This is a genomic window from Billgrantia campisalis, from assembly GCF_022341425.1.
GTDB lineage: Bacteria > Pseudomonadota > Gammaproteobacteria > Pseudomonadales > Halomonadaceae > Halomonas > Halomonas campisalis.
In genome coordinates this window covers 355,469-382,085 of the sequence record NZ_JABFUC010000002.1, presented here as the reverse complement: position 1 = coordinate 382,085, position 26,617 = coordinate 355,469, and the positions used below count along the sequence as shown (strand labels likewise).

General features: G+C 66.3%; 23 protein-coding genes. 9 read left to right on the top strand and 14 right to left on the bottom strand.

All coding sequences use genetic code 11. The features are described from left to right. Window positions 1-11: 11 nt before the first annotated feature. The 4 genes from narJ to HOP52_RS03765 form a co-directional block, all read right to left on the bottom strand. A complete protein-coding gene (gene narJ / locus HOP52_RS03780; protein WP_238975932.1) occupies window positions 12-791 on the bottom strand; it encodes a nitrate reductase molybdenum cofactor assembly chaperone in 780 nt (259 codons plus the stop codon). Next, the gene (narH, locus tag HOP52_RS03775) at window positions 784-2,361 is read right to left on the bottom strand and encodes a nitrate reductase subunit beta (protein ID WP_238975931.1); all 1,578 of its coding nucleotides are present in this window, start codon (window positions 2,359-2,361) and stop codon (window positions 784-786) included. Before narH ends, narJ begins: the two co-directional genes overlap by 8 nt. Then, window positions 2,358-6,113, bottom strand: a complete 3,756-nt coding sequence (locus tag HOP52_RS03770) for a nitrate reductase subunit alpha (protein WP_238975930.1) — start codon at window positions 6,111-6,113, stop codon at window positions 2,358-2,360. Before HOP52_RS03770 ends, narH begins: the two co-directional genes overlap by 4 nt. Window positions 6,114-6,321: 208 nt before the next feature. Then, window positions 6,322-7,599 carry an MFS transporter gene (locus tag HOP52_RS03765; RefSeq protein ID WP_238975929.1) on the bottom strand — a complete coding sequence of 426 codons (1,278 nt, stop codon included), beginning with the start codon at window positions 7,597-7,599 and terminating at the stop codon, window positions 6,322-6,324. Window positions 7,600-7,785: 186 nt separating this feature from the next. Between HOP52_RS03765 and HOP52_RS03760 the strand changes: the two genes are divergently transcribed. From HOP52_RS03760 to HOP52_RS03720, 9 genes are all read left to right on the top strand, one after another. Continuing rightward, window positions 7,786-9,678 (top strand): histidine kinase, encoded by a 1,893-nt coding sequence (locus HOP52_RS03760; protein WP_238975928.1) that lies wholly within the window; start codon window positions 7,786-7,788, stop codon window positions 9,676-9,678. 6 nt (window positions 9,679-9,684) lie between these two features. Beyond that, window positions 9,685-10,350 carry a two-component system response regulator NarL gene (gene narL, locus HOP52_RS03755; RefSeq protein WP_238975927.1) on the top strand — a complete coding sequence of 222 codons (666 nt, stop codon included), beginning with the start codon at window positions 9,685-9,687 and terminating at the stop codon, window positions 10,348-10,350. A 276-nt stretch (window positions 10,351-10,626) separates the two neighbouring features. Then, window positions 10,627-12,255, top strand: coding sequence for an MFS transporter (locus HOP52_RS03750; RefSeq protein WP_238975926.1), 1,629 nt, complete (start codon window positions 10,627-10,629; stop codon window positions 12,253-12,255). Window positions 12,256-12,330: 75 nt separating this feature from the next. Next, window positions 12,331-12,789 (top strand): universal stress protein, encoded by a 459-nt coding sequence (locus HOP52_RS03745; RefSeq protein WP_238975925.1) that lies wholly within the window; start codon window positions 12,331-12,333, stop codon window positions 12,787-12,789. A 55-nt stretch (window positions 12,790-12,844) separates the two neighbouring features. Further along, window positions 12,845-14,341: an MFS transporter gene (locus HOP52_RS03740; RefSeq protein ID WP_238975924.1), complete on the top strand. Its 1,497-nt coding sequence runs from the start codon at window positions 12,845-12,847 to the stop codon at window positions 14,339-14,341. A gap of 273 nt (window positions 14,342-14,614) precedes the next feature. Continuing rightward, complete coding sequence (locus HOP52_RS03735; RefSeq protein ID WP_238975923.1) at window positions 14,615-15,064, top strand: DUF4870 family protein; 450 nt, start codon at window positions 14,615-14,617, stop codon at window positions 15,062-15,064. A gap of 17 nt (window positions 15,065-15,081) precedes the next feature. Then, window positions 15,082-15,648 (top strand): hypothetical protein, encoded by a 567-nt coding sequence (locus HOP52_RS03730; RefSeq protein WP_238975922.1) that lies wholly within the window; start codon window positions 15,082-15,084, stop codon window positions 15,646-15,648. A gap of 1 nt (window position 15,649) precedes the next feature. Beyond that, window positions 15,650-16,237 carry a cytochrome c oxidase subunit 3 family protein gene (locus HOP52_RS03725; RefSeq protein WP_238975921.1) on the top strand — a complete coding sequence of 196 codons (588 nt, stop codon included), beginning with the start codon at window positions 15,650-15,652 and terminating at the stop codon, window positions 16,235-16,237. A 2-nt stretch (window positions 16,238-16,239) separates the two neighbouring features. Then, complete coding sequence (locus HOP52_RS03720) at window positions 16,240-16,542, top strand: cytochrome C oxidase subunit IV family protein (RefSeq protein ID WP_238975920.1); 303 nt, start codon at window positions 16,240-16,242, stop codon at window positions 16,540-16,542. A gap of 120 nt (window positions 16,543-16,662) precedes the next feature. On the opposite strand, the gene HOP52_RS03715 is transcribed toward HOP52_RS03720, so the two are convergent. From HOP52_RS03715 to cobA, 10 genes are all read right to left on the bottom strand, one after another. Next, window positions 16,663-16,875, bottom strand: coding sequence for a hypothetical protein (locus HOP52_RS03715; protein ID WP_238975919.1), 213 nt, complete (start codon window positions 16,873-16,875; stop codon window positions 16,663-16,665). Window positions 16,876-16,910: 35 nt separating this feature from the next. Next, window positions 16,911-18,851 (bottom strand): nitric oxide reductase activation protein NorD, encoded by a 1,941-nt coding sequence (locus HOP52_RS03710; protein ID WP_238975918.1) that lies wholly within the window; start codon window positions 18,849-18,851, stop codon window positions 16,911-16,913. Window positions 18,852-19,028: 177 nt separating this feature from the next. Beyond that, complete coding sequence (locus HOP52_RS03705; RefSeq protein ID WP_238975917.1) at window positions 19,029-19,850, bottom strand: CbbQ/NirQ/NorQ/GpvN family protein; 822 nt, start codon at window positions 19,848-19,850, stop codon at window positions 19,029-19,031. Between the two features lie 52 nt (window positions 19,851-19,902). Next, window positions 19,903-21,249 (bottom strand): cbb3-type cytochrome c oxidase subunit I, encoded by a 1,347-nt coding sequence (locus HOP52_RS03700; RefSeq protein ID WP_238975916.1) that lies wholly within the window; start codon window positions 21,247-21,249, stop codon window positions 19,903-19,905. Between the two features lie 33 nt (window positions 21,250-21,282). Beyond that, window positions 21,283-21,729: a c-type cytochrome gene (locus HOP52_RS03695; RefSeq protein WP_238975915.1), complete on the bottom strand. Its 447-nt coding sequence runs from the start codon at window positions 21,727-21,729 to the stop codon at window positions 21,283-21,285. Between the two features lie 244 nt (window positions 21,730-21,973). Next, window positions 21,974-22,291 carry a carboxymuconolactone decarboxylase family protein gene (locus HOP52_RS03690; RefSeq protein WP_238975914.1) on the bottom strand — a complete coding sequence of 106 codons (318 nt, stop codon included), beginning with the start codon at window positions 22,289-22,291 and terminating at the stop codon, window positions 21,974-21,976. Between the two features lie 87 nt (window positions 22,292-22,378). After that, window positions 22,379-22,774, bottom strand: coding sequence for a SirB2 family protein (locus HOP52_RS03685; RefSeq protein ID WP_238975913.1), 396 nt, complete (start codon window positions 22,772-22,774; stop codon window positions 22,379-22,381). Between the two features lie 11 nt (window positions 22,775-22,785). Beyond that, a complete protein-coding gene (locus HOP52_RS03680; protein ID WP_238975912.1) occupies window positions 22,786-23,988 on the bottom strand; it encodes an NnrS family protein in 1,203 nt (400 codons plus the stop codon). Between the two features lie 173 nt (window positions 23,989-24,161). Next, window positions 24,162-25,688 carry a nitrite reductase gene (locus tag HOP52_RS03675; RefSeq protein ID WP_238975911.1) on the bottom strand — a complete coding sequence of 509 codons (1,527 nt, stop codon included), beginning with the start codon at window positions 25,686-25,688 and terminating at the stop codon, window positions 24,162-24,164. Further along, a complete protein-coding gene (gene cobA, locus HOP52_RS03670) occupies window positions 25,685-26,572 on the bottom strand; it encodes a uroporphyrinogen-III C-methyltransferase (RefSeq protein WP_238975910.1) in 888 nt (295 codons plus the stop codon). The genes HOP52_RS03675 and cobA overlap by 4 nt, the downstream gene beginning before the upstream one ends. Window positions 26,573-26,617: the final 45 nt, after the last annotated feature.

The following is a 26,617-nucleotide window of genomic DNA, read 5'->3' as shown; positions in this document are numbered from 1 at the left end:
TGATTCTCCTGTTAACGACCCGTCACTCGAGGCGCCGCCTCGGGTGAGAGAATGCGAACGGCTTCGCTGTGGACGCTCTGCTTGCGCTCGGCCAGACGGCGGCCCTCGGCGGACTGCAGCGCGCAGTCCTGGTCGGATTCGGCGGAGAAGCGCACCGCCTCCTCTTCCCAGACCGCGTCCAGCGCCTCGGGGGTGTCGTCGCGGCTCTCGCCCTTGACCTCCTCGCGGTGGGCCTCGACTTCCGCCTCGGCGCCGATCAGCGCCAGCAGCGCCCGGGGCACCAGGGCCTGGTCGGCGCCGCGCTCTTCCAGGCGCGCGGTGAGCAGCCCCAGGATGTGGCGGATCTCGCCCAGCCAGCGGCCGATCTCCGCCTCATCGCGGGTGGAGAGGTACTCCAGGAACAGCGGCAGGTAGTCCGGCAGCTCCCGGGCGTCCAGCGCGAAGCCGGCGTCCTGGTACTCGTTCATCAGATCGACCATGGCCTGGCCGCGGTCGCGGGACTCGCCGTGGACGTGCTCGAAGAGCAGCAGCGAGTGGGCGCGCCCCTTGTCGAACAGCGCCACGTACTCGGACTGGAGTTCCAGCAGGTCGCCGTCGGCGATACGCTGGCACCAGTCCATCAGCTCGGACCGCAGCGCCGCCGGCAGGCGGCGCTCGACATAGAGCGCCTCGATCAGCTCATCCACCGCGCCCTGGAGCGCCTCGGTGGGGTAGTCCAGCAGGCGGGCCAGCACGCGCAGGCTGCGCATGCCAGGCTCGGACTGGGGTAACTGGAGTGCCGCATCAGCCATGGTGCTTCTCCTTGGCAGCCGTCTTCCCGGCCGGGGCCTTGGGATCGAAGACGTCCACCGGCTCGACCAGGGTGGTGGTCTGGGGCCGGCCGTTGAACAGGCTCGGCTTGCTCTCGCCGTGACAGCCGTCGCCGAAGCTGAAGCCGCAGCCGCCGCGCTCCGGGAAGGCTTCGGTGGCCATCTCGCGGTGGCTGGTGGGGATCACGAAGCGATCCTCGTAGTTGGCGATGGCCAGATAGCGGTACATCTCCTCCACCTGGGCCTCGGAGAGTCCCACGGCGTCGAGTACCTCGGTGTCATGCTTGCCTTCCACGTGCCGGTTGCGCATGAAGACACGCATGGCCATCAGCCGCTTGAGGGCGAGCACCACGGGCTCCTCTTCGCCGGCGGTGAGCATGTTGGCGAGATATTTCACCGGAATGCGCAGCGACTCGATCTTGGGCAGCACGCCGTCAGACTCGACCTTGCCGGCCTCGGCGGCGGACTGGATCGGCGACAGCGGCGGCACGTACCAGACCATCGGCAGGGTGCGGTACTCCGGGTGCAGCGGCAGCGCCAGGCCCCAGTCCATGGCCATCTTGTAGACCGGCGAGGCCTGGGCGGCGGCGATCACGTTGTCGGCGATGCCGTCCTTCTTGGCCTGGGCGATGACTTCCGGGTCATTGGGATCCAGGAAGATCTCGCACTGGCGGTGGTAGAGGTCGCGCTCGTCCGGCGAGCTCGCCACTTCCTCGATGCGGTCGGCATCGTAGAGCAGCACGCCGAGATAGCGGATGCGGCCCACGCAGGTCTCGGAGCACACGGTCGGCATGCCCGCCTCGATGCGCGGGTAGCAGAAGATGCACTTCTCGGACTTGCCGGTCTTCCAGTTGTAGTAGATCTTCTTGTACGGGCAGCCGGAGATGCACATCCGCCAGCCGCGGCACTTGTCCTGGTCGATCAGGACGATGCCGTCCTCCTCGCGCTTGTAGATCGCCCCGCTCGGGCAGGAGGCCACGCAGGTGGGATTCAGGCAGTGCTCGCACAGGCGCGGCAGATACATCATGAAGGTGTTCTCGAACTGGCCGTAGATATCGGCCTGCACCTTCTCGAAGTTCTTGTCCTTGCGCCGCTTGGCGAACTCGGTGCCGAGGATCTCCTCCCAGTTGGGCCCCCACTCGATCTTCTGCATGCGCTCGCCGGAGATCAGCGAACGGGGGCGCGCCACCGGCTGGTGCTCGCCCTGCTTGGCGGTATGCAGGTGCTCGTAGTCGAAGTCGAACGGCTCATAGTAGTCGTCGATCTCGGGCAGGTCGGGGTTGGCGAAGATGTTCGCCAGCACCCGCCACTTGCCGCCGATGCGCGGCTCGATCTTGCCGTCGCGGCGGCGCATCCAGCCGCCCTTCCACTTGTTCTGGTTCTCCCACTCCTTGGGATAGCCGATGCCGGGCTTGGTCTCGACGTTGTTGAACCAGGCGTACTCCATGCCTTCGCGGCTGGTCCAGACGTTCTTGCAGGTGACCGAGCAGGTGTGACACCCGATGCACTTGTCGAGGTTGAGGACCATGCCTACCTGGGAACGAATCTTCATTTCACGGCCTCCTGAACGCTGTCGTTGCCCTCGCCGTCCAGCCAGTCGATTCTCTTCATCTTGCGTATCAGGACGAATTCATCGCGGTTGGAGCCAACGGTTCCGTAGTAGTTGAAGCTGTAGGAAAGCTGGGCGTAGCCGCCGATCATATGGGTCGGCTTGGGGCACACCCGGGTCACGGAGTTGTGCATGCCGCCGCGGGTCTTGGTGACCTCGGAGCCCGGCACGTTCACCTGGCGCTCCTGGGCGTGGTACATCATGACCATGCCGGCCTTGACCCGCTGGCTGACGATGGCCCGGGCGGTGATCGCGCCGTTGGCGTTGTACAGCTCGATCCAGTCGTTGTCCTCGATGCCGATCTCGGCGGCATCGGGCTCGGACATCCACACCACCGGGCCGCCGCGGTTCAGCGTCAGCATCAGCAGGTTGTCCGAGTAGGTGGAGTGGATGCCCCACTTCTGGTGCGGGGTGATCCAGTTCAGCGCCTTGGACGGGTAGCCGTTGTCCTCGGGCATCGTGAAGCCGGTGATCGTCTTGGTGTTGATCGGCGGCCGGTAGGTCAGCAGGCTCTCGCCGAAGGCGCGCATCCAGGGGTGGTCCTGGTAGAACTGCTGGCGACCGCTCACGGTGCGCCACGGAATCATCTCGTGAACGTTGGTGTAACCGGCGTTGTAGGAGACGTGCTCGTCCTCCAGGCCGGACCAGGTCGGGCTCGAGATGATCTTGCGCGGCTGGGCGACGATGTCGCGGAAGCGGATCTTCTCCTCCTCCTTGTTGACCGCCAGATGGGTGTGATCCCGCCCGGTGATCTTGGAGAGCGACTCCCACGCCTTGACCGCCACCTGGCCGTTGGTCTCCGGGGCCAGGGTCAGCACCACTTCCGCGGCCTCGATCGCGGTTTCAATCTTCGGGCGCCCCTTGGCCGGGCCGTCCTGCTTGACGTAGTTGAGCTTGCCGAGCAGCTCGATCTCGCTGTCGGTGTTCCAGCTGATGCCCTTGCCGCCGTTGCCGAGCTTGCCCAGCGCCGGGCCCAGCGAGCTGAAGCGCTCATAGGTGGCCGGGTAGTCACGCTTGACCTCGATCAGCGCCGGCATGGTCTTGCCGGGGATCATTTCACACTCGCCCTTCTTCCAGTCCTTGACCTCGGGCTGGGCCAGCTCGGCGGGGGAGTCGTGCTGATGCGGCAGGGTGACCAGGTCGGTCTCCTCGCCCAGGTGTCCAACGCAGACCTTGGAGAACGCCTTGGCGATGCCCTTGTAGATATCCCAGTCGCTGCGCGACTCCCACGCCGGGTCGGTGGCCGCGGTCAGCGGGTGGATGAACGGATGCATGTCGGACGTGTTGAGGTCGTCCTTCTCGTACCAGGTCGCCGTGGGCAGCACGATGTCCGAGTAGAGGCAGGTGGAGGACATGCGGAAGTCCAGGGTCACCACCAGGTCGAGCTTGCCTTCCGGCGCCTCGTCGTGCCACTTGACCTCTTCCGGCTTCTGGCCGCCGAACTCGCCCAGGTCCTTGCCCTGGATACCGTGGCGGGTGCCCAGCAGGTACTTGAGCATGTACTCGTGGCCCTTGCCCGAGCTGCCCAGCAGGTTGGAGCGCCACACGAAGAGGTTGCGCGGGAAGTTCTGGGGGTTGTCCGGGTCCTCCGCGGCGAAGGCCAGCTTGCCTTCCTTGAGCTGCTCGACGGCGTAGTCCTTGGTGGACATGCCGGCGGCCTCGGCGGCCTTGGCCAGGCGCAGCGGGTTGGTGCCCAGCTGCGGCGCGGAGGGCAGCCAGCCCATGCGCTCGGAGCGCACGTTGAAGTCGATCAGGCTGCCGGTGTAGTCGGCCGGGTTGGCCAGCGGCGAGAGGATCTCCTTGATCTCGAGCTTCTCGTAGCGCCACTGGGAAGAGTGGTTGTAGAAGAAGGAGGTGGAGTTCATGTGGCGCGGCGGACGCTGCCAGTCGAGGCCGAAGGCCAGCGGCAGCCAGCCGGTCTGCGGGCGCAGCTTCTCCTGGCCGACATAGTGGGCCCAGCCGCCGCCGCTCTGACCGACACAGCCGCACATCACCAGCATGTTGATCAGGCCGCGGTAGTTCATGTCCATGTGGTACCAGTGGTTCATCGCGGCACCCACGATGACCATGGACCGGCCCCGGGTCTTGTCGGCGTTGTCGGCGAACTCCCGGGCGATGCGGGTGACCTGCTCGGCGGGCACGCCGGTGATCTTCTCCTGCCAGGCCGGGGTGTAGGGCTTGACCTCGTCCAGGGAGGTGGCGCCGTCGTCTTCGCCGAAGCCGCGATCGATGCCGTAGTTGGCGCACATCAGGTCGAAGACGGTGACCACCAGGGCCTCGCTGCCGTCGGCCTTCTTGAGGCGCTTGGCGGGCAGGCTGTGGAACAGCAGCTCATCGCTGGCGCCGCTGCTCTTGACGTGGTCGAAGTGCTCATGCTCGATGCCGCCGAAGTAGGGGAAGGCGACCCGGGCCACATCGTCATGATGCTCGGCCAGCGTCAGCAGCGGCTTGATCTCCTCGCCGTCGGCGTCGCGGGGCTCGAGGTTCCACTTGCCCTCCTCGCCCCAGCGGAAGCCGATGGAGCCGCGGGGCACCACCAGCTGGTCGCGGGTCTCGTCCCAGGCCACGGTCTTCCACTCAGGATTGTTGTCCTGGCCCAGGTTCTTGGCGAAGTCGCTGGCGCGCAGCTGCTTGCCGGGCACGTAGCTGCCGTCCTCACGCGCTTCCAGTTCGACCAGGAAGGGCATGTCGGAGTACTGGCGCACGTACTCGGTGAAGTAGGCGCTGGGGTTGTCGAGGTGGAACTCCTTGAGGATCACGTGGCCCATGGCCATGCCCAGGGCGGCGTCGGTGCCCTGCTTGACCGACAGCCACTCGTCGGTGAGCTTGGAGACCTCGGCGTAGTCCGGGGTGATGGAGACGGTCTTGGTGCCTTTGTAGCGCACTTCGGTGAAGAAGTGGGCGTCCGGCGTGCGGGTCTGGGGCACGTTGGAACCCCAGGCGATGATATAGCCGGAGTTGTACCAGTCGGCGGACTCGGGCACGTCGGTCTGCTCGCCCCAGGTCTGGGGGCTGGCCGGCGGCAGGTCGCAGTACCAGTCGTAGAAGCTCATGCAGACGCCGCCGATCAACGACAGGTAGCGGCTGCCGGCGGCGTAGCTGACCATGGACATGGCGGGGATCGGCGAGAAGCCGATGATACGGTCCGGGCCGTACTGCTTGGCGGTGTAGACGTTGGAGGCGGCGATCAGCTCGTTGAGCTCATCCCAGTTGGCGCGCACGAAGCCGCCCATCCCGCGGGCCCGCTTGTACTGCTTGGTCCTGGCCGGGTCCTCGACGATGGCGGCCCAGGCGTCGACCGGGTCCTTCTTCTCCTGGAGGGCGTCGCGCCACAGCTTGAGCAGCGGCTTGCGAATCAAGGGGTACTTGAGGCGGTTGGCGCTGTACATGTACCAGGAGTAGCTGGCGCCACGCGGGCAACCCCGCGGCTCGTGGTTGGGCAGGTCGGGGCGGGTGCGCGGGTAGTCGGTCTGCTGGGTCTCCCAGGTGACCAGGCCGTTCTTGACGTAGATCTTCCAGCTGCACGAGCCCGTGCAGTTCACGCCATGGGTGGAGCGCACGACCTTGTCGTGCTGCCAGCGCTGCCGATAGCCGTCTTCCCAGCCGCGGGACTCGCTGCGGACCTCGCCGTGCTCGTTGGCATAGGGCTCACGCTCCTTGCGGAAGAAATTCAGCCGATCTAAGAAGTGACTCATGGTCGATCTCCAGGCTCCTCGAAAAATAAGTGTGACCGCCTTGGGCCACCCCGCCTGCCGTGCCGCGCTGTGTCTCTTAACACGACCGCCAGGGCAGGTTCTTGGAGAGAATTCTGGGGGATCGAAAGGCGGATTACTGCCCGGTTACCTCCATATACACCCCCTCTACCCCCAAGGTGATAGATGCAGAAATGAAAGGAGATAAGCCCTAGGCAGAGCCACCGGGACGGGTGCGGCGATCCCACAGCATCGTCAGCATGCACACCGCCAGCGCGGCATAGAGGAACATGAAACCGGCCGTACGCACGCCGATCCACTCGTTGCCGACCACGAACATCAGCGGCAGGAGCCCGGCGAAGAGCCCCCCCAGGGCCAGGGCGAGGCCACCGGCGCGGGCCATGTCATCGGCATACTCGCGGTAGAGCAAACACATCAGGCTGCCCTTGCCGACCCCCATGGCCAGCCCCATCACCGCCAGCAGGGCGACGAAGCCGCCGAGCGGCATCGAGAAACGCAGCGAAAGGTCGCCGTGCACGCCGTGGATCTGCATGGTGAAGTCGGGATAAGAAAGCACGAACAGGCAAACCATGACGCAGGCGCTGACCCACCAGCGCAGGTCGCGGAAGTCGCGGCGATCGGCCAGGGCTCCACCGAGGATCTGGCCCAGCCCACCGGGCAGGGTGAACAGCAGCGCCCATAGCGCCGCCGACTTGAGCGAGAGCGCGTAGTGGGCCACCAGGTAGGCCGGCAGCCACAGCGCCAGCGCCACGAAGGCGCCGTAAAAGAAGCTGTAGTAGAGCGCCAGCCGCCACACCGCCGGCGGCGGCAGCCACTCGCGCCAGGGGCGCAGTGGCCGCGACGAGAGCGCCTGGCGACGCCCCTTCGTCGCGGGTAGCGCATCCGCGTGCGCCTCGTCGTCGGCAAACAGCCACAGCAGCAGTGTCACCAGGCCGATCGGCAACAGGTAGAGCTTGGGCGCTGCGGGCCAACCGTAGGCCTGACTGATCAGCGGCAGCAGGAAATAGGTGAGCCCGGCGCCCAGCATACCGGCACCGTAGAGCCCCAGCGCCAGGCCGGCATGGCGGCGCGGGCAGAGCGTCGCCACGTAGACCAGCCCGGCCGCCAGCGACCCGGCGCCCAGGCCCAGCCCGGCACCGGCCAGTAAAAAATTCCCGTAGTCCCGCGACTGACTGAGCCCCCACAGCAGTGGGCCGATCAGCAGCAGGCAGCCGATCATCACCCGCCGCCCGCCGATGCGCTTCGCCAGCAGCGCCATGGGCAGGGCCGCCAGCCCTCCGGTGAACATGGGCATGGCCAGCAGGACGGCGAACTGGACCTCGCCGAACCCCAACGCGCCCTTCAGTTCAACGCCCAGAACGGCGAAGATGGTCCAGCTGGCAAACACCAGCGCAAAGGCCAGCGGTGACAGCAGCACGACCACCAGCGAACGGTAACCATGCGCTGGTACAACGCCCTGCGCGTCCACGACAGGGACTTTCCTGGCAGCGTTCATGAACGGCGGATTCCTCGAGAGGGTCCAAGGAATTTTCGAGCTCCCGGGCGGCAGCGTCAAAAGGGCATACGAGGTACCCCCTTGGGTAGAGGGCAGCGGCTATCTCCTGGGGTATAGTGTCGAACTACCCGTGAAACCGACTGGAGATCGCACCCAGCGATGAAACTGCTGCAACGCTCCCTGGTGGCCCGGATCGTGGCCTCGCTGCTAGCGATCAGTGCCATGGCCCTGGTCAGCATCGTGGTGACCATGGCCGTGGCGGGAGGCAGCCGCGGCGATGCCGCCGCCATCAACGTGGCCGGCTCGCTGCGCATGAACACCTATCAGATCGTCGCCGCCCTGCAGCGCTTCGAGCGCCGCCCCACCTGGGAGCACCAGACCGAGATTCGCGTCCTCAAGGAGCGCTTCGAGGAGCGCCTGACCGGCGATAACCTGACCGGCGCCATCCCCACTTCCGAGGCCCATGAGCTGCGCCGGCAGTACCGCCTGATCCTGTCGCGCTGGCACAACGAACTCGCCCCGGAGGTGAACCGCGCCATCACCAGCCAGTACCTGCAGGCCGAGCCCCTCAACCTGGCCCTCGACGGCCTGGTGGGCGACATCGATACCATGGTCAAGCAGCTCGAACAGAACACCGAGGCGAAGATTCGTCTGCTCAGTGCCCTGCAGATCCTGTTTCTGGGACTCACCGCGGTGGTGGTGGCCATCGCCCTCTACGACATCCGCCACAACCTGGTGGCCCCGCTTCGCCAGTTGATGGTGCTGGCCCGCGAGGCCGCCCGGCGCAACTTCTCGCGCCGCACCCGACTCACCGGCAGCGACGAGCTGGCCATGCTGGGGCGCACCTTCGACAACATGGCCGATCAGCTGGCCTCCAGCTACGCCGACCTGGAGGAGCGGGTGGCCCGCAAGACCGAGGAACTCGAGCGCGGCAACCAGGCCATGCAGGTGATGCACGACGGCAGTCGTTCGCTCTACGGCGGCGGTAACGACCTGTGCGCCAGCGCCGCTCCCATGCTGCGCCGCATCGAACAGCTGCTGGAGATAGGCCCCATCCGGTTGTCGCTCAACGATCCTTACGACGACCGTCAGATTCCGATACTCGCCACCCACTCGGCGCGCCGCCCCACCTACTGCCGCGACCACGACTGCCACGCCTGCCTACTCGACAGCGAGCCGCTGACTCTGCCCGACACCGAGGAGGGCGACTGCCTGCTGCTGCCGGTCAGCGTCGGCGACGAGATGCTCGGCACCCTGGAGATCTGGTACCCCAAGGGGGAGCAGCTCTCCGACAGCGTGCGGCGCCTGCTCAACGCCCTGGCCGACCAGCTGGCCACGGCGGTCTACCTGCAGCGGCGCATCGAGGAGGAGCAGCAGATCTCGCTGATGAACGAGCGCACCATCATCGCCCGGGAACTGCACGACTCCCTGGCCCAGTCGCTGTCGTATCTCAAGATGCAGGTGGCGCGCCTGGAGCGCATGCAGGCCAAGGACGCCCCCAAGGCAACCCAGGCCGCGGTCTTCGACGAGCTGCGCACCGGGCTCAACAGCGCCTACCGCCAGCTGCGCGAGCTGCTGACCACCTTCCGCCTCAAGCTGGAGGGGCCGGGGCTGCAGTCGGCCCTGCAGCAGACCACCGCCGAATTCGCCGAGCGCATGGGCGCCCCGGTGGAACTGCACTATGACGTGCCGCCCCATCTGCTCAACCCCAACGAGGAGATCCATGTGCTGCAGGTCGCCCGGGAGGCGCTGAGCAATACTCACAAGCACGCCGAGGCCCACTGGGCGGCGGTCACGGTACGCTTTCACAACGCCCGCATCCTGCTGCGCATCGAAGACGACGGAATCGGCCTGACCGCCGGCGACTCACCGCCCATGCACTACGGCCTGGTGATCATGCGCGACCGCGCCCATACCCTGGGCGGCGAGCTCCACTTGGCCAACCGTGTGCAGGGCGGCACCCTGATCGAGCTGGAGTTCACGCCGCAGACCGCGCGCCTGATCACCCGGCAGCCGGCACCGGACGTCACCACTCACGATCAAGGAAACTGAGACACCATGGACCCGTCAGCAAGCGAAACTCCCGCCAGCATCCTGATCATCGACGACCACCCGCTGCTGCGCCGCGGCGTGGCCCAGTTGCTGGAGCTGGAAGACGACCTGGAACTGATCGGCGACACCGGCGAACCGGCCGAAGGCGTGCGCCTGGCCAGGGAGATGGACCCGGACCTGATCCTGCTCGACCTCAACATGCCCGGCATGGACGGCATCCAGACCCTGAAGGCGCTGCGCGAGGACGGCTTCGCCGGCCGCATCGTGATGTTCACCGTGTCCGACCACGAGGACGATCTGGTGGCCGCGCTGCGCGGCGGCGCCGATGGCTACCTGCTCAAGGACATGGAGCCCGAGGAGATGGTGCGCCAACTGCGCCAGGCCACCCTGGGGCGCATGGTGGTCAGCGAGAGCCTCACTGCCCTGCTGGCCGAGGCGCTGCGCAACCAGCGCAGCCAGCCGGCCACACCCGACATCCACAGCCTGACCCAGCGCGAGCGCGAGATCCTGCGCGAGCTGGCCGCCGGGCTCTCCAACAAGCTCATCGCCCGCAAGCTCGAGATCACCGAGGGCACCGTCAAGGTGCACGTCAAGCACCTGCTCAAGAAGCTCAACCTGCGCTCGCGAGTCGAAGCGGCGGTGTGGGCGGTGCAGGAGGGCATCGAGCGCTAGGCTCCCCGGCGTTCTGTGTGGATACCTCCAAATAACCCCGCGGGCCGACAAGCGGCCCGCCGCCCTCCCGGCCCTGAAAAAAACCCTTTAAAATCAAACGACTGAAAACCTACCCCCGCTACCCCTCAAGAGGTACTTTACGGATTTAGCGGCCATTCCGGCCGGTTTCCCCCTCCATTCGGGCGTCGTATCTTTGCCCCAGACGTACTGCATTGACCCCGGTCAGGCCTCAGGGTGCAAACCGGGAGTCAGCGGAACCACCAAGGGGAAACCACCATGTCCAAAACGAGTGCCGACCTCGAAAGGGTCGCGACATCGCGCAAGAATGCCGACATCGAGCACTGGGATGTCGAAAACGAACAGTTCTGGGAACGGGACGGTAAGCGGATTGCCAACCGCAACCTGTGGATCTCCATTCCCAGCCTGCTGATGGGCTTCGCCGTCTGGCTGATGTGGGGGATGATCACCACCCAGATGCAGAACCTGGGCTTCCCGTTCACGGTGAGCCAGCTGTTCACCCTGACCGCCCTGGCCGGCCTGTCCGGCGCCACCCTGCGCATCCCCGCCTCCTTCATGATCCGCATCGCCGGCGGGCGCAACACCGTCTTTTTGACCACCTCCCTGCTGATGATTCCGGCCCTCGGCACCGGCGTGGCGCTGATGAATCCCGATACGCCCTTCTGGGTCTTCCAGATGCTGGCGCTGCTCTCGGGCATCGGTGGTGGCAACTTCGCTGCCTCGATGAGCAACATCTCCACCTTCTTTCCCAAGAAGCAGCAGGGCTACGCCCTGGGCATGAACGCCGGGCTGGGTAATTTCGGCGTCACCACCATGCAGATCCTGATTCCGCTGGTGATGACCATCGGTGTCTTCGGCGCCATCGCCGGCGCCCCCATGGCGCTGGAAAGCTCCAGCGGCACCCTGATCGGTCGGATCGAGGCGGGCACCGACACCTGGATCCAGAACGCCGGCTTCATCTGGCTGGTCTTCCTGATTCCGCTGGCCATCGCCAGCTGGTTCGGCATGAACAACCTGCGCCCCATCACCCCCAACCCCGGCACCCCCGCCCAGGCGTTCGGCAAGATCCTCGGCCTCTATGGCGTGGGCCTGGTGACCTCGGTGATCGGCATGCTGGCGCTGGTATGGCTCAACATGTGGATCGCCCTGCCGCTGACCATCGTGCTCACCGTCTTCGCACTGCGCCTGATTCCCGGCGAGATCAAGCCCAATATCCAGAAGCAGTTCGCGATCTTCTCCAACAAGCACACCTGGTCGATGACCGTTCTCTACATCCTGACCTTTGGCTCCTTCATCGGCTTCTCCGCCGCCCTGCCGCTCTCCATCAACGTCATCTTCGGCAACATGATGGAAGTGGCCGCCGACGGCAGCGTGACCCGGGTGTCCAACCCAGATGGCCCCAGCGCCCTGACCTGGGCCTGGATCGGTCCCTTCGTCGGCGCCCTGATCCGCCCCATCGGCGGCTGGGTCTCCGACAAGGTCGGCGGCTCCATCGTCACTCAGGTGATCTCGGTCGTCATGGTCATCGCCTCCGCCGTCACCGGCTGGGTGATGATGCAGGCCTACAACTCCACCGACCCGAACAGCTACTTCGCGATCTTCATGATCCTGTTCGTGATCCTGTTCGCCGCCAGCGGCATCGGCAACGGCTCCACCTTCCGCACCATCGGCGTGATCTTCGACCAGCATCAGAAGGGCCCGGTGCTGGGCTGGACCTCCGCGGTGGCCGCCTATGGCGCCTTCATCGCCCCGCGGGTGATGGGCGAGCAGATCCAGGCCGGTACCCCCGAACTCGCCATGTACGGCTTCGCGATCTTCTACGCGCTGTGCCTGGTGATCAACTGGTGGTTCTACCTGCGCCCCAACGCCTACGTCAAAAATCCCTGACGCCGTCGTCACCAGGTCCCGGCCACCGGGTCGGGACCTGGCCTCACCTCACTCCTTCCTCCACGGAGGTATGTCATGAAGATCATGATCGCCTATGACGGCTCACGAAACGCCAAGCTGGCCCTGGCCCAGACGGTCAGCCTGTTCCGCTGCAACGCCCCCCTGCTGATGCTGGTCGGGGTGGCAGAGAATCCCCGCGACGCCACCGACGCCAACGAGGACCTGTTCCAGGAGGAGTACCAGGAATTGAAGGCGGCGCTGGAAGAGGGCGTCGATTTCGCCACCCGGGAAGGCTTCGACGTCGACTGGACCCTGGCGGAAGGCGATGCCCGCAAGATGCTGCTGCAGGCTACCCAGAAGCACCGGCCCGACGTGCTGGTGATCGCCCGCCACAGCAGCAAGCCCGACGGCGGCATCATCGCCCAGTCGCTGAGCTATTTCGTCGACGAGCTCGACTACATGACCTTCGGCAGCGTCAGCTCCTTTCTCGCCCGCCGCGTCGAGTGCCCACTGCTGATCCTTCCCAGCCCCTGAAGCGAGGTGTTGAAGCCCTTTACCCTTTCTTCTGCGATATCAGGATGATACGACCATGAAAGTCGCCGACCTATTCAAGTTCCGTACGCCCGAGATCCGGGCCCTGCACCTGACCTGGATCGCCTTCTTCATCACCTTCTACGTCTGGTTCAACATGGCCCCGCTGGCCAGCAGCATGCTGAGGAGCGTCGACTGGCTGACCCAGGACCATATCCGACTCTTTGCCATCACCAACGTGGCGCTGACCATCCCGGCACGCATTATCGTCGGCATGGCGCTGGACCGCTTCGGCCCACGCCGGGTGTTCTCGATCCTGATGGTGGTCATGGCGATTCCCGCCCTGGCCTTCGCCTTCGGCAATACCATGACCCAGTTGCTGATCTCGCGCCTGATACTCAGCTCCATCGGTGCCAGCTTCGTGGTGGGTATCCACATGACCGCGCTGTGGTTCAAGCCCAAGCATATCGGCTTCGCCGAGGGCTTCTATGCCGGCTGGGGCAACTTCGGCTCCGCTGCCGCGGCCATGACCCTGCCCACCATCGCGCTGACCATGCTCGGCGGCGAGGATGGCTGGCGCTGGGCGATCGCCATCAGCGCCATCGTCATGGCCGCCTACGGCGTCTTCTACTGGTTCGCCATCACCGACGGCCCCAGCGCCTCCTCCCACCGCAAGACCCGCAAGGCCCTGGCCATGGAGGTCAGCACCTGGGGCGACATGATCAAGCTGATCCTGTGGACCATTCCGCTGGTGGGCTGCCTGGCGATCCTGGTGTGGCGCATCCAGGACATGGGCTTCCTGTCGACCAACGGCGCACTCATCGCCTACCTGGCCATCCTGGCGATCGTGATCTACCAGGTGGTACAGATCATTCGGGTCAATGTGCCGATCCTCAAGAAGGGCGTGCCGGAGGATGACAAGTACCACTTCAACAGCGTGGCGGCGCTCAACACCACCTACTTCGCCAACTTCGGCGCCGAGCTGGCGGTCATCTCCATGCTGCCGATGTTCTTCGAGCAGACCTGGGGCCTCTCCGCCGCCGCCGCGGGCCTGATCGCCGCCTCCTTCGCCTTCGTCAATCTGGTGGCACGCCCCATGGGCGGGGCGGTCTCGGATCGCATGGGCAACCGGCGCTTCGTGATGCTCAGCTACATGTTCGGCATCGGCATCGGCTTCATGCTGATGGGGCTGATGAACTCCAACTGGCCGCTGATCGTCGCCATCGCCATCACCATCTTCACCTCCTTCTTCGTGCAGGGCTCCGAAGGCGCCACCTTCGGCATCATCCCCTCGATCAAGCGCCGTATCACCGGCCAGATCTCGGGAATGGCCGGCGCCTACGGCAACGTGGGGGCGGTGGTCTACCTGACCATCTTCACCTTCGTCACGCCCACCCAGTTCTTCTACATCCTGGCGGGCGGTGCCTTCCTCAGCTGGCTGGTCTGCTTCATCTGGCTCAAGGAGCCGGAGGGCGCCTTCGATGAGGAATACTACGTCTCTTCGGTGGATCGCATGATCGAGGAACAGGAGAATCTGAAAGCGCAACAGGGCTAATTGCGTAACGCGACACGGGTGATGGCCGCTCTTGCGGCCATCATCCTTTTCCTTTCTGGCGCCGTCACCCTTTGCTTCCTGGCGTGGCGCATGGTCGGCGCAGCCCGACTGACACTGCGACACTCTGTCAAGACGCTTATCCTACCTTGACGGTCAAGTTTTGATCCGCGACAAGGACAGCGACGCCTCCCTTGGGCCATAGTATCGACAGTACACGCCGGCCGAGCCGCCGGCGTGGTTCCAACGGCCAACTCCACCATCAGGAGGTAGCGCATGTCCTCCACGCCGCTTTCCGCATCCCAGCCGGCCACCGCCAGCGAGCCGACCGACAGCCGTCGCGGCAAGGGCCTGGCTGCCACCGTCTACGTGCTGTTTCTGGGCAGCATCATGACCGTGATCACCGCGCCGATCGGTGTGCTGATCGCCCACCTGTGTCGCCGCCGCAGCGCCGGGTGGGTGGGCAGCCACCTGCAGTTCCAGATCCGCACCTTCTGGCTCGGTGCCCTGGCCGGCGTCGCGGCGCTGGCGGCCTGGAACCTGCTGGGCCTGATCGGCGCCCCCTCCTGGGTCTCCTGGACCCTGGGCTATGGCTTCTTCACCGCCTGCCTGGGCTGGACCATCGGCCGCTGCGGCGTGGGCATCAACCGGCTGATGAACAACCAGGCCATCGCGGCCCCCCGCAGCCTGCTGTTCGGCGGCGCTGCCGTCACGCTGGATGATTGATCGATCAGGAGCCAACCATGACCACCGCTAGCCTCTCCTCACCCTCGGCACCGCCGCGCTCCGGGGCCGTCTCCGGCATTGCCTGGGGCTTCATTGCCTTTTCTATTCTCACCCTTGCCCTGCTGACGCTGCCACTGCTGCCCGGCGATGCCCTGGTGGCCTCGCTGGGGGTGGAGGCCGGCAGCGGCGGGCTGACCGGCGGGGTCGCCTGGCTCATCGAACGCAGCGCCACCCTTGCCACCCTGCTGATCGTCGGCGCGCTGGTCACCCTGGTACTGGCCCTGGCCCTGCTGCAGCGTCGCCCCTGGGCGCGTCCCGCCTTCGTCGGCCTGATGGTCGCCGGCTTTTTCGGCGTGTTCGGCGCCGCGGCCCTGACCCCGATGACCTTCGGCCTGCTGCCGGAGGCCGCCACCACCGAGGCGGTGAACCCGGGCAACCCGGTGGCGGGGCTGGTCGGCGCGCTGAGCCTGCTGATCATGGCGGCGACCGCCCTGGTGGCGCTGTTCGCCTGGGCCGGCTGGAAATTGACCACCCCGGCCGTGCGCGCCGAGTTCGACCAAACCCCCGTCACCCCGGAGGGCTGACATGCCCCAGCGCAAGGACGCGATCCCGCGCCCCCTGCCCAATCCGGGCTGGGGGCCGCTTTCCGCCCTGCCCGGCAACCCGCTAATGTGGGTGCTGATCCTCAGCGAGATGGTGGTCTTCGCCGCCTTCTTCGGCCTCTTCGCCTGGCTGAGGATCGACGAGCGCGAGGTCTTCGACGCCTCCCAGCAGCTGCTCGACCCGGTGGCCGGGGGTATCAATACCCTGGTGCTGCTGACCAGCGGGCTGTTCGCCGCCCTGGCCGTGCAGGCCATCTCCGCCGGACAGGTGAGGCGCTGCCGCCAGTGGCTGGCCTGCGCCTTCGCCCTGGGGGTGGTGTTCTGCGTGGTCAAGGTGATGGAGTACGCCGACAAGCTGGGCCAGGGCCTGATGCCGGAAACCAACACCTTCTTCACTTTCTACTACCTGCTGACCGGCTTTCACTTCGCCCACGTGCTGTTCGGGCTGGCCCTGATCGCCCTGGTGGCCTGGCGCATCTCCCACGACAACGTGGAGACCGCGGCCGCCTTCTGGCACATGGTCGACCTGATCTGGATCCTGCTCTACCCGATCATCTACCTGCTGAGGTGACCATGCCGACGCCGCTCGCCACCCTGCCCCCGGCCACCCGCCGGCTGCTGATCACCTGGGCCGTGCTGATGGGCCTGACCCTGGTCACCATGCTCTCGGCCCAGCTCGGCGGCGATGCCCGACTGGCGGCGCTGCCGCTCTGGTCGGCCGGCCTGCTGCTGCTGAGCACCCTCTTCAAGGCCCATCAGGTGCTGATGGTCTACCTGGGCCTGCGCGACGCCACGCCCGCCTGGCGGGGCGCCTTTGTCGGCCTGACCCTCTTCACCCTGGTGCTGGTGGCCTTCGGCTACCTGCTGGCGCGCTGATACGTCCGGGCCAGTGCCCACCGCCGTTAGCCCCCCTGCCGCATCCACCCAAACCAACGGCGCCGCCCCTCGGGGGGCGGCGCCGTTGGTGTATCTACAGCGGTTCGCCAGGGCGCCGGATCAGCGCTCCTCGGGGGGCTCGGGCGGCGGTGGCTGCGCCCACTCCGCCAGGCGGCGCCCGGCGTGGATCAGGGCGTAGATCACCACCGGCGCCAGCAGCATCAGCAAGATGCCCCAGTCGCGGGTATTGATCAGCCAGATCAGCGGGGTGAGCACGACGAAGGCCGCGATCACTCCGAAGAGCGTGGCCATCACGGGGCGGCTCAGTGTCATAGGGTTATCTCTCCTGCCGGCTCGGGGCCGGCGCTCTAGCTACCAATGATCTGACGATAGATGCCCGGCAGCGCCAGCGCCAGATGCTCGGGGCGGTTGACGATGGCGTAGCTGCCGCGGCCGAACAGCCGCGAGACGTACTGGTGGGCCTCGCTGTCGACGGTCACGCCGAACACCCGCACCTCCTGCTGACGCGCCTCGAGAACCGCCTTGCGGGTGTCCTCGATGCCGTAGCGCCCCTCGTAGTAGTCGGTGTCGTTGGGTTTGCCGTCGGTGATCACCAGCAGCAGGCGGTGGCGGTTGGGACGCTTGGCCAGCTCGCCGGTGACGTGGCGAATCGCCGGCCCCATGCGCGTATAGTGCCCTGGCTTGAGCGCCGAGATGCGCCGCGCCACCCGCTCGCCCATCGACTCCTCGAAGGTCTTCAGGGTGTTGACCCACACCTTGTGGCGACGATGGGAGGTGAAGCAGTGGATGGCGTAGTCGTCACCGCAGCCGGCCAGGCCGTGGCCCAGTACCAGCAGCGCCTCCTTCTCCACGTCCAGCACCCGGCGATCCTCGAGCCAGGCATCGGTGGAAAGCGAAACATCGACCAGGATCGACACCGCCAGGTCGCGGGCCTGCTGGCGGGTCGCCTGGTAGAGCCGGTCGCTGGACTCGCCGGTGGCGGCCAGGTCGCAGCGGGAACGGATCACCGCGTCCATGTCCAGCTCGCTGCCGTCGAGCTGGCCGCGCAGGATCTCGCGGCGCGGACGCAGCGCCTCGAACTCGCGGCGCACCCGGCGAATGCGGCGCCGGGTGGCGTCGTCGGGCTCCCACTGCTCGCCCTCCTCGCTCGCCAGCTCGGTGTGCACCAGGCAGTGGTCGGGCAGGTAGATCTGCTTGCGGTAGTTCCACTCGGCGTAGGGGTGCTTGCCGCGCAGCCGCTCACCCAGCACTTCGTCGGGGGGCAGGTCGAGGTCGACCTTGATGCGGGTCGCCGCGCGCTGCTTGTGGGGACTGAGGATGATCTCCTCCATCTGCTCCGCGGCGCGCTTGGCTTCTTCGTCCTCGTTGTCCTCGACCAGGCGATTGAGGTTGACCATCTCGGTCCAGGAGAGCATTTTCTCGAAGCGGTTGGCGATCAGGGGGTCATCGCGCTCGGTCTGATCCTGGCGCTTGCGCTCGGCCTTGCGCTTGCCCCCGTCCACCGACTGTGGACTATTGGTCTCGCCTTCGTGGGGGTCGTCGGCGCTCTCCTCACGGCCCGAGCCGGTGCCGAGCTCCACCACCTGGCCCCACAGCGGTACCGGCAGCGGCGGCTTGTAGCCCCGCGGCGCCTTGAAGTCCTCCAGCGAGGCGGACGGATCACAGACCGCACGGTGCATGGCCGCGGCCCAGCCGTCGAGCTCACGCTCTTCGCCCAGCAACACGCGCAGGGTTTCTTCCAGCGCCATCTCCATGGGCGGCAGGCGCTTGCGCTCCGGCCGCACGATCAGCAGCGCCAGACTCAGCCGCCGGTGGCGCTCGGCCAGGCCGGGGAAGCGGACCAGGGCCGCCTCGCGGGCGCGCACGGCCTCGCGCAGACTGGCCAGATCCTGGCGCAGCGGGTCGCGCTGCGCCACGGGGCGGCGCGACACGGCCAGGAAGGCCACCAGCCAGAAGTAGAGGTCGCGGTTGAGCTGCGCCTCGGGAAAGAAGTCCAGGGTCGGCGGCAGCAGCAGGCTTTCCTCGTCGCGCCGCGCCTGGTCGATGGCCTCGTCGTCGAAGCCCAGCCGCTGGCGCAGCGAAAGGCGGTGCTGGGAGCTGCGGGCGACGATGGCGGCCACTTCCACGCCCGCCTCGCCGCCACTGGCGCGGAAGAACACGCCCAGCATGTGGCGCATGCTCTCCAGCTCCACGGCCGCGTCGGGGTAGCGCTGGTAGCTGGCCGCGCTGGAGGCCCAGCGGTGCCAGTGGCGACCGACGAACTCCTCGACCTCAAGAAATGGCAGCATGATCGATCTCCTGATCAAGAAGGCGTTGCCTCGTGCCAGCGCCTTTTTGCTCGGGGCTGATTCGGCGGCAGGCCTGCGAGGAGGCGCTGTGAATACCTCCCTGTACGCTACCGACGCCTTCCCTGGCGTAGGACCTCCTCTTCGGCCTACCCCCGACGCCCCTCGCTGTAGAGTGCTTCAACCGAAGGTGGCGTTGATCGCTTCCATCAGTCCTTCCTGGACATCCAGGTCATCCGAGAGCGGCTCGACCAGGGTCGCGCGGGCCGCCTCGAGAATCGGCATGCCGGTGGCGATCAGGGTCGCACAGTAGACCAGCAGGCGGGTGGAGACGCCCTCTTCCAGGTCCTGGCCCTTGAGCTGGCGCAGCCGCGCGGCAAGGTTGACCAGGGCGGCGCAGCGCTCGTGAGCCAGGCCGCTCTCGCGGGAGACGATGTCGCACTCCAGGCGGGGAGGGGGGAAGTCGAAGGACATCGCCACGAAGCGCTGGCGGGTGCTCGGCTTGAGCGACTTGAGAATGTGCTGGTAGCCGGGGTTGTAGGAGACCACCAGCATGAAATCATCCGGCGCCTCGAGCAGCTCGCCGGTGCGCTCCAACGGCAGCAGGCGGCGGTCGTCGGTAAGCGGGTGCAGCACCACGGTGACATCCTTGCGCGCTTCCACCACCTCGTCGAGGTAGCAGATGCCGCCTTCGCGCACGGCCCGGGTCAGGGGGCCATCGACCCAGCGGGTCTCACCACCCTGCAGCAGGTAGCGCCCGGTGAGGTCCGCGGCAGTCAGGTCATCGTGGCAGGAAACGGTAAACAGCGGGCGACCCAGTTTGGCCGCCATGTGGCTGACGAAGCGGGTCTTGCCACAGCCGGTAGGCCCCTTGAGCAGCAGCGGCAGTCGCTGCTGGTACGCCTGCTCGAAAAGCGCACATTCGTTGCCGACCGATTCGTAGTAGGGCAGGTCGCGTTCCGGTTGGGACACGGCCGCAGCGGCAGTAGCAGTGTGAGACATGGCGTCACTCCGGGGAAGGGTTGACGGGGCGCAGCGCGCCCCGTCGGGTCGATCACTCGGTGGCAGTGAGCGGCTTGCTGGTGGCAGGCACCTGCTCGCGCGCCGGCCCGAAGACCGCGTAGATGAACATCACGGCGGCGGCGGCGACGAAGATGCCGGTACCGAAGCGCATGACGTAGAACAGGTCGAGCTGCTCCTGGATCTGCATGAAGTTCATGCCCAGCACCCGCTGCAGGTGAGTCTGGACGACGCCTGCGAAGGTCAGGGTGAAGGTCATGAACCACATGGCAGCGGTCATGATCCAGAAGGCCCACATGTTCAGCACCTGGTTGTAGGGCTGGACACCGCGGATCTGCGGCATGGCGTAGGTGATGATACCCATGATCAGCATCACGTAGGCGCCGTAGAAGGCCAGGTGGCCGTGGGCCGCGGTGACCTGAGTCCCGTGGGTGTAGTAGTTGATCCACGACAGGGTATGCATGAAGCCCCACACACCGGCGCCGAAGAAGGCCACGGCGGCACAGCCCAGGGTCCACAGCATGGCGGCCTTGTTCGGGTGGTTACGGCTGCCCTTCCAGAACATATAGAAGGCGAACACCACCATGGCGAAGAACGGGATCACCTCAAGCGTGGAGAAGATGCTGCCGATCGGCTGCCAGTAGGCCGGGGTACCGATCCAGTAGTAGTGGTGACCGGTGCCCAGCAGGCCGGAGAACAGCGCCAGGCCGACGATGACGTAGAGCCACTTCTCGATGACCTCGCGGTCGACGCCGGTCATCTTGATCAGCAGGTAGCCGAGCAGGGCCGCCATGATCAGCTCCCACACGCCTTCCACCCAGATGTGGACGATCCACCACCACCACAGCTTGTCCAGCGCCAGGTTGTCGGGGTTGTAGAAGGCGAACAGCCAGAACACCGCCGCCAGCCACAGGCCCAGCATCAGCACCATGTTGATGGCGGTCTTGCGCCCCTTGTGCATGGTCAAGCTGGTGTTGAACAAGAACATCAGGAAGGAGACCGTTATCACGAGCTTGGCCCATAGCGGCTGCTCGAGATAGTGGCGCCCCTCATGGATGCCGAACTGGTAGCTGATCAGCGCGCCGGCACCGGCGATGGCGAACAGCGCCAGCTGGAAGTAGGCCAGGTTGGGGCTATAGATCTCGTGCTCAGCCTCTTCGGGCATCAGATAGTAGGTGCAACCCATGAAGCCGATCAGCAGCCAGACGATCAGCAGGTTGGTATGACTGGTACGGGTGATGTTGAAGGGCATCGCCTCGGACATGAAGTGCGGCCAGACGTATGCCGCCGCCGCCGCCAGCCCGAAGACGATCTGTAGCGCAAAGAGCGCCATCGCCACCATGAAGAAGGGTAAGGCTACCTTCTGCGTTTCATATTTCATCGCTTCGACTCTCCTTGGTTCCTGAAGTCCAGATCAGCCTGCCGGATGCGGCGGCCAGCCCTGGGTGTCGATGGAGTCAGTCCACTCGAAGAAGTCGATCAGCGCCTGCATTTCTTCATCGTTGATATCGAAGGCAGGCATCTGGCGACGGCCAGGAGCACCGGTGGGCTGGGCGTTCATCCACGCTTCGAGTGCCATGCGGGCACCCTCGGGGTTGTCGCGGCCGCCGTAGCGGGTCCAGACGTTCCCGACCTCAGGAGCGAAGTAGGAGCCTTCGCCGAGAATGGTGTGACAGTTGATGCAGTTGTGCTCTTCCCAGACATGCTTGCCCAGCCTGACGGAGTCCGACATGGGCTGGGTCGAGGTGTTGACGATGTAGAAGTGACTGTGAGCCGTCAGCGCGGCAAACAGCAGGAAGAAGAACAGCGAGCCACCGTAAAATATATTACGGGCAGCCGCCTTGGTGAGGCCTTCGGTCATGGGCCATCCCCCCTTGCTCGTGTGGCACTTTCGGGACCTGCGACCGAGATCGACCAGTCCCACCCCTTATAACATGCATTTATAATGCATCTTTAGAGTAGCAGCCCCCGGCAGGGTCAGGCATTGACCTTCGTCAAATGGCGGTAAAACAAGCGCGCAAGCCGTGGATTATTGGCGGGTCGTGGCTTGCGGCCTAGTGTCGCACGGCGGGCGGTACGCGCCCGCCGTGGCAACGGGCGGGTATTCAGGAGTCGGTGAGGTCTTCGATCCAGGTCAGGGCCGCCACCCCGGAGGGCAGCCCCAGGGTGGGCACGGCGAGCATGGCGACCTGCTTGAGCGCCTCGGGCTCAATCCCCTCGGCCAGGCCGCGGCGGATATGGGAGTGCACCGCCCCTTCGGAGCCGGCCCCCACCGCCAGGGCCAGCTTGACCAGCCGCCGGGTACGGGCGTCCAGCGGCCCGGCCTCGGCGCAGGCTTCACCCAGGGACTGGAAGGCGCGCCACACCTCGGGATACTGATCGGCCACCTTGCCGGCGCCGGCGGGTAGGTCCTGCTTGCTCATGCCAGCTCTCCTCGCTGCGGACTATGTCGAAGTGACCTCAGTATAGATGGCATCGCCGTTGGCGAAAGCATGATCCGCCAAACGGCGCTAACGCGGCGCCAGCCAGGAGAGCGGATCGCTGTGCACCGCCGCGCCCAGCATATAGAGGAACACCGCCACCGCGGCCAGGGCCGCCGCCCCGCGTATCACCGGGGTCGCGCCGCGCTTGATCGCCACCGTGCCCAGACCGATGTAGAGCAGCAGGGCAACGATCTTGGCCGCCAGCCAGGGATGCTGGTGGGGCCACATCGACAGCAGCGTCATCAGCACCACGCCCAGCGTGAGCAGCAGGGTGTCGTTGAGATGGGGCAGCACCTTGACCCAGCGGCGCTGCAGGGCCGGCGCCTCGCGCACCGACCACCAGGCCCGCAGGATGAACAAGGCGAGGCTAAGTCCCGCCGTGGTCATATGCAGATGCTTGATCAGCAGATAGTGTTCGAGCATCGCGGGCCGCCTCAGCCGTCCTTGCCATCCACCCGCGCGGTCACCAGCGGCACCGCGTAGTGGAACAGAAAGATCAGGTAGGCGATGCACCAGAACAGGATGCTCAGGTTGTAGGTCCAGTGGGTGATCTGCGGAAACATCGCCAGCACCGGCGAGCGCAGCAGGGCGCCGGCGAACATCAGCGCCAGCCCCACGCCGATCCCCGGCAGGGTGCGAATGGTGCGACCGGTGTGGCCCAGTGCGACCCGGGACATCATCGCCAGCATCATGGCGGCGATGCCGCCGATGGACAGGGCGTGCAGCGCCAGTTCGACGCGGAAGGCGCCGGTCAGGGCGATTGCCCACATGACCAGTCCCAGCGGGATGAAGGCGTAGCTGAGGTGCAGGCCCCACAGCAGCGGCTCATGCAGGGTACGAAGCCCCTCCCAGCGAGCCAGCCGCACGGCGTTGGCCGCCGCGGCGATGAGCATCACCCAGCCCAGCAGCGCCGCCGAGACACCAACGCCCAGCAGGATCAGCAGCTGAATCAGCACCACCGCCAGCATCGCGCCCACCGCCAGTTTCTCCAGCATGGCGATGGCGGTGGGCTTGGGCCGGCCCAGCTTGAGCGAGGTGAAGAAGGGGATCACCCGCCCACCCAGCAGCACCATCAGGGTGGCGATCAGCAGCACCCCCAGATAGCCGCCTTCGCGGATCAGCGGCAGCTCGCCGCGCATGATGCCCAGGTGCATGGCCAGGTTGGCGACGGCCATCAGCAGCAGCAGCGGCACGAACAGCAGGTTGCGCCACAGCTTGGCACGGATCACCAACCGCGCCATGGCCAGGGCCGCCAGCGGCAGGAAGGCCACATCGATCAGCATCAACAGCCAGGCCGGCAGGCCCAGCGGGTAGGCCAGCAGCACCCGCGCCGCCAGCCACAGCAGCACCAGGCCCAGCAGCGGCGCCCCGTGCAGGCTGCGCTGGCCGGTCCAGTTCTGCACCGCGGTGAGCAGAAAGCCCACCACGATGGCGGCCGCAAAGCCGAAGATCATCTCGTGCTGGTGCCACCACATCAGGCCGCCGTGGGGGCGCAGCAGGATATCGCCGTGCCAGAAGGCGAACCACACCACCAGGGCCAGCACGCTGAACAGCGAGGCCAGCAGGAAGAAGGGACGAAACGCCAGACGCGCCACGGGCAGGTGCGTCAGACCGGAAACGGCAGTGGCTGATTTCATGGCGAGATACCCGACTTGAACACTTGGATGAACCCATTGTGTGGAAAAGCGCCGGACAACGCCATGACAGGCATCAAGAATGCTTCTTTCCACGCATAGCTCTTTTCAGCAAAAACGCCTGGCCGCGGCCGGCCAGGCGTTTCGAATACCCCTTACAGGCACTGCACTGCCAGTCAGTGGCTGGTGCCCTCCTCGTACTGTGTCTTGTTCCAGACGTTGTACTTGCCGGAGGGGCGCTTCATCGGCATGCGGTCGATCTCCTCCAGGGTATTGGCGTCGATCCACAGCAGATAGCCGTCGTCGTCCCAGACGCTGAGCAACAGGGTCTCGCCACGGCGGTCGAACTCCACGTGGGCGGCGGTCTTGCCGGGCTCCGGGATCAGGGTCTCGACGATCTCCAGGCTCTGCTTGTCGATCACGTGCACCCGGTCGTGGTTGGGGCCGAAGAACACGTCCACCCAGGCGTAGGGGGAGTTCTCGTGGCTGCGCATGAAAAAGCCCGGGCCATCGGTCTCGATGTTGGTGATCAGCGACCAGTCGGTCATGTCGAACACCGACACCAGCCCCTTGTCGATATGCGGGATCGCCATCACCCGGCGGCCGTCCAGCTCCCAGGTAATGCCCGCACCCAGGTGCGGCATGCCTTCCAGGGGCAGATCGGCGACCTTGACCTCCTCGTCCATGTCGAACACCTGGCCACCCTTGCCGCCGCGGGCGGCGCCCACCAGGTAGCGGTACTCCATGTCGAAGAAGAAGTCGTCGAGGTAGTCCGGCGCCTCCATGCGGTGCAGGGCGAAGTCGCCGACGATGGTCTCGTCACCCTCGGCGCGCTCCTCCGGCCAGCGGATCTCCCACACCTCGGGAATGTCGCGCAGGGCGGCCACGAAGCTGTCCCGGGGCGGCGCGGTATAGACCGCGCTGACCCGTGAGCTCTCGCCGTTCAAGCCTTCCACCGGGATGGTGGCGATCAGGTCGAGATCCCGGGCGTCGAACAGCGCCAGGGTGTGGGGCAGGTAGTTGCCGGCCAGCACATAGCGGCCATCGGCGGAAACCGCGATATTGCGCATATTGATGCCGGCGCGCACCTCGGCGGTGACCTCGAGGTTGTAGATGTCGTACTTGGTCACCCAGCCGTCGCGGGAACCGAAATAGACGTAGCGGCCGTCCGGGGTGTACTTGGGCCCGCCGTGCAGCGCGTAGCGGCTGGGGAAGCGGGTGATGCGCTCGAAGGTGTCGCCGTCGAGCAGGCTGACGTGGTGGTCGCCGATCTCCACCACGATGAACAGGTTCTGGAGGTCGTCGACCTCGAACACCGGGGCATCGGGCAGGGTGCCGTAGGGGTGGCGCACCTCGTGACTGGCGAGGATGTCCGCGTCGGTCCAGGTCGGCTCCACCTCCGGCGGCTCATAGATCCACTCGGCCAGGGCGGCGATCTCGGGTTCGCTGAGCAGCTCGCCGTAGGCGGGCATCTGGCTGGCCACGCGGCCGTCGCGGATCACCTCGACGGCTTCGTCGGGCTTGAGCCGCGAAAGGTTGTCCGGCAGCAGCGCCGGGCCGATGCCGCCCAGCCGGCTGACGCCGTGGCACACCGAGCAGTGGTGGTTGTAGAGCACGTTGGAATCCGGCTCGTCGGCCAACGCCGGGAGCGCGGGGACGGCCAGCCCCAGCAGGGCGCCGATCAGTAGCGCGGGTCGTGTCACAGTGCCAGCCTCCCCATGTCCAGTGTCTCGGTCTCACCGGCCTCACCGGCATCGCCGGCATCGCCGGCATCGCCGCGGGTCAGGCGGGTCATGGCCGGCGACAGGGTGTCGGCCAGGCGCACCACCTCCCCGACCACGATCAGCGTCGGCGGCTGGAACTGCTCGAGTTCGATCACCTCGACCAGATCGCCCAGGGTCGCCAGCACGTGGCGCTGGTCGGGGGTGGTGCCGCGCTCCACCAGGGCCACCGGATGCGAGGCCGGCAGGCCGTGACGCTGCAGCTCGCGGCTGATCAGCGCGGCGTTGGCCAGCCCCATGTAGAACACCGCGGTGTGGTTGGGCACCGCCAGCGCCGCCCAGTCCAGCGCCAGTTCGCCGTCGGCTTTGCAGTGGCCGGTGACGAAGGTGACGCTCTGGGCGAAGTCCCGATGGGTCAGCGGGAAGCCGGAGTAGGTGGAGCAGCCCGAGGCCGAGGTGATACCCGGCACCACGCGAAAGCCGACGCCGTGCGCGATCAGGTGCTCGGCCTCCTCGCCGCCGCGGCCGAAGATGTAGGGGTCGCCGCCCTTGAGACGCAGCACCCGCTTGCCCTCCTGGGCCAGGCGCACCAGCAGGGCGTTGGTCTCGTCCTGGGTCAGGGCGTGGCAGCGCGAGGCCTTGCCCACGTAGAAGCGCCGTGCCCCGGGCCGTGCCAGGGCCAGCACCTCCTGGGACACCAGGCGGTCGAACACCAGGCAGTCGGCCTGCTGCAGCAGCGACAGGGCACGCAGGGTCAAAAGACCCGGGTCACCGGGGCCGGCGCCCACGATGGCGACCTCGCCGGGCGCCAGCGGCGCCTCGTCGAGCTCGAAACTCAGGTTTCGCGAATGGCGATGTGTAGTCATGGTCGGCCTCTCCCCGAAGCATCACTCTTGTCTTGGATTCTTTTT

Coding starts and splice junctions, on each gene's coding strand:
- HOP52_RS03685 (WP_238975913.1), bottom strand. CDS start 22,774: ATGCTCGAACACTATCTGCTGATCAAGCATCTGCATATGACCACGGCG.
- HOP52_RS03750 (WP_238975926.1), top strand. CDS start 10,627: ATGTCCAAAACGAGTGCCGACCTCGAAAGGGTCGCGACATCGCGCAAG.
- HOP52_RS03770 (WP_238975930.1), bottom strand. CDS start 6,113: ATGAGTCACTTCTTAGATCGGCTGAATTTCTTCCGCAAGGAGCGTGAG.
- HOP52_RS03695 (WP_238975915.1), bottom strand. CDS start 21,729: ATGACCGAAGGCCTCACCAAGGCGGCTGCCCGTAATATATTTTACGGT.
- HOP52_RS03760 (WP_238975928.1), top strand. CDS start 7,786: ATGAAACTGCTGCAACGCTCCCTGGTGGCCCGGATCGTGGCCTCGCTG.
- HOP52_RS03725 (WP_238975921.1), top strand. CDS start 15,650: ATGCCCCAGCGCAAGGACGCGATCCCGCGCCCCCTGCCCAATCCGGGC.
- HOP52_RS03730 (WP_238975922.1), top strand. CDS start 15,082: ATGACCACCGCTAGCCTCTCCTCACCCTCGGCACCGCCGCGCTCCGGG.
- HOP52_RS03715 (WP_238975919.1), bottom strand. CDS start 16,875: ATGACACTGAGCCGCCCCGTGATGGCCACGCTCTTCGGAGTGATCGCG.
- HOP52_RS03690 (WP_238975914.1), bottom strand. CDS start 22,291: ATGAGCAAGCAGGACCTACCCGCCGGCGCCGGCAAGGTGGCCGATCAG.
- HOP52_RS03740 (WP_238975924.1), top strand. CDS start 12,845: ATGAAAGTCGCCGACCTATTCAAGTTCCGTACGCCCGAGATCCGGGCC.
- narH (WP_238975931.1), bottom strand. CDS start 2,361: ATGAAGATTCGTTCCCAGGTAGGCATGGTCCTCAACCTCGACAAGTGC.
- HOP52_RS03720 (WP_238975920.1), top strand. CDS start 16,240: ATGCCGACGCCGCTCGCCACCCTGCCCCCGGCCACCCGCCGGCTGCTG.
- HOP52_RS03680 (WP_238975912.1), bottom strand. CDS start 23,988: ATGAAATCAGCCACTGCCGTTTCCGGTCTGACGCACCTGCCCGTGGCG.
- HOP52_RS03705 (WP_238975917.1), bottom strand. CDS start 19,850: ATGTCTCACACTGCTACTGCCGCTGCGGCCGTGTCCCAACCGGAACGC.
- narJ (WP_238975932.1), bottom strand. CDS start 791: ATGGCTGATGCGGCACTCCAGTTACCCCAGTCCGAGCCTGGCATGCGC.
- narL (WP_238975927.1), top strand. CDS start 9,685: ATGGACCCGTCAGCAAGCGAAACTCCCGCCAGCATCCTGATCATCGAC.
- HOP52_RS03710 (WP_238975918.1), bottom strand. CDS start 18,851: ATGCTGCCATTTCTTGAGGTCGAGGAGTTCGTCGGTCGCCACTGGCAC.
- HOP52_RS03700 (WP_238975916.1), bottom strand. CDS start 21,249: ATGAAATATGAAACGCAGAAGGTAGCCTTACCCTTCTTCATGGTGGCG.
- cobA (WP_238975910.1), bottom strand. CDS start 26,572: ATGACTACACATCGCCATTCGCGAAACCTGAGTTTCGAGCTCGACGAG.
- HOP52_RS03745 (WP_238975925.1), top strand. CDS start 12,331: ATGAAGATCATGATCGCCTATGACGGCTCACGAAACGCCAAGCTGGCC.
- HOP52_RS03735 (WP_238975923.1), top strand. CDS start 14,615: ATGTCCTCCACGCCGCTTTCCGCATCCCAGCCGGCCACCGCCAGCGAG.